Raw genomic sequence first — 2,017 nt, 5'->3', positions numbered from 1 at the left:
GCTCCGCCTGCAACAGCTCGACCGACCGGCCGGGGCGCTCGACCCGGGCCCGCGCGGTGAGCTCGGCGACCGGCGCCGGCCCGAGGATTTCGACGGTGACCCTGGCCAGCTCGGCCGGGTGCGCGGGTTCGACGTTTTCGAGGGCCCGCACCAGCAACGCCGACGGCGGCCCGAAGTGCTGCGCCTCCGAGGACCACGGGCCGGCGGTGTGCGCGGTCGCGGAGAACCGGCCTTCGCCGAGCGGGACGTAGAACGCGTCGGCCATCAGTCGGCCCGGTCCAGCGGCGTCTCCTCGCCGGCGTCGGGCTCCGGCCAGCCGGGGTACGCCGGTGGCGTGCCGCCGTACTCCGGGCAGTGCGCCTGGTGGTCGCACCAGTTGCACAGCTTGCTCTTGTTCGCGCGGAAGTCGCCGGTCTTGCCCGCCTTGAGGATGGCCTGCCAGATGGCTTCGAGGGTGCGCTCGAAGCGGAGCAGCTCGGCTTCGTCGGGGGTGTAGGCCAGCGATTGACCGTCGGTGAGGTACATCAGTTTCAGCTGCCGCGGCACGATCCCGCGCAGCCGCCACAGCACCACGGCGTAGAACTTCATCTGGAACATCGCCTTGGCCTCGCCGATTTCCCGCGGCGCGGCCCCGGTCTTGTAGTCCACGACCCGGATCTCGCCGGTCGGCGCGACGTCGAGGCGGTCGATGTAGCCGCGCAGCAGGACGCCGGAGCCGAGCTCGATCTCGACGTGCAGCTCGCACGCCTCCGGTTCCAGCCGCCGCGGGTCTTCCAGCTCGAAGTAGGCGTCCAGCAGCTTTTCCGCCGAGCGCAGCCACTCCGCGTGCTCGTCGGGCTTTTCGCCGTCGAACAGCTCGGTCCACTCCGGACGGTCCGCGGACAGGTCGGTCCACGCCGGGCCGAGCAGCTCCCGCGCCTGCGCGGGGACGCGCTCGGCGGCGGGCAGCGCGAACAGCCGCTCCAGCACCGAGTGGACGAGCGTGCCGCGCAGCTGCGCCTTGGTCGGCACCTCGGGCAGCCGGTCGACCGCGCGGAACCGGTAGAGCAGCGGGCACTGCTTGAAGTCGCTGGCCCGTGACGGCGACAACGCGGGCCGCCGCCGCACCTCGGTGGCGACGGCGGCTGGGGGTTCCGTGGTGACGGTGTCGGCGTCGGGCATGGGCAGAGCGTAACGCCGGGGTACGACAGTTCCGGCGACCGCAACGCCCGCACCCGGCCTGAGGTGGGGAGAAGCGCCGGATGGGAGCGCTTTCCGCCGCCTCCGCCCGCGCGCATGTCATGAAAGGGTCGTTCACCTCGCCGGACGACATGAACGACCCTTTCATGACATCCCCGAGATGCCGCGGACCGCTCAGGACACGCGGGTGCGCGACACCACCCGGTCCGGATCACCCGCTCCCCACACCGGGGCCTCTAGGCTCTCGGGCATGTCCGCGACCAGTGAACAGGGCACCGGGGGCACCCGGCAGGCCGTCCGCCCGGACGGCGGTCTCGTGCTGTTCCGCGTCGCCGGTGTGCCCGTGCTGCTGGCGCCGTCCTGGTGGATCGGCTCGCTGATCGTCGTCGTGCTCTACGCGCCGCTGGTCGGGCGGCTGCTCCCCGACGCCTCCACCGTGACGTCGTGGCTGCTGGCCGGCGCGTTCGCGCTGCTGCTGGGGCTCTCCGTGCTCGCGCACGAACTGGGGCACTGCCTGGTCGCGCTGCGGCTGGGGATCCCGGTGCGGCGGCTGCGCCTGTTCCTGCTCGGCGGCCTGTCCGAAGTGGCCCGCACGCCGAAGCGGCCCGGCCAGGAAGGGCTGGTCGCCGCGGCCGGGCCGGTGGTGTCGCTGCTGCTCGGGGCGTTCTGCGGGCTGCTGATGTTCGCCGTGCCGCCGGACGGCGCGGTCTGGCTCCTGGTCGCCGAGTGCGCCGTGGCGAACCTCGCCGTCGGCGTGTTCAACCTGCTGCCCGGGCTGCCGCTCGACGGCGGCAGGCTCGTCCGCGCCGGGGTCTGGGCGGCCACCGGCATCCGGTCG

Annotated in this window: 3 protein-coding genes; 1 reads left to right on the top strand and 2 read right to left on the bottom strand. The window is 73.2% G+C overall.

Going from position 1 to position 2,017, the window contains the following annotated elements:
- A partial coding sequence (locus G3I65_RS54905; protein WP_160704420.1) for an acyl-CoA thioesterase domain-containing protein occupies positions 1-265 on the bottom strand: 265 nt, incomplete at its 3' end.
- A complete protein-coding gene (locus G3I65_RS54900; protein WP_160704418.1) occupies positions 265-1,161 on the bottom strand; it encodes a RecB family exonuclease in 897 nt (298 codons plus the stop codon). The genes G3I65_RS54900 and G3I65_RS54905, both read right to left, overlap by 1 nt.
- Before the next feature lie 268 nt (positions 1,162-1,429).
- On the opposite strand from G3I65_RS54900, the gene G3I65_RS54895 reads away from it, so the two are divergent.
- The coding region (locus tag G3I65_RS54895) for a M50 family metallopeptidase (RefSeq protein ID WP_203612769.1) at positions 1,430-2,017 on the top strand (588 nt) is incomplete at its 3' end.

The organism is Amycolatopsis sp. SID8362 (genome assembly GCF_010550475.1).
GTDB lineage: Bacteria > Actinomycetota > Actinomycetes > Mycobacteriales > Pseudonocardiaceae > Amycolatopsis > Amycolatopsis eburnea.
Note: the sequence above shows the minus strand (reverse complement) of the source record. Positions and strands in the feature narration are given on the sequence as shown.

Bases quoted from the DNA above. Each gene is read 5' to 3' on its own strand.
- G3I65_RS54900 (WP_160704418.1), bottom strand. From the start codon at position 1,161: ATGCCCGACGCCGACACCGTCACCACGGAACCCCCAGCCGCCGTCGCC.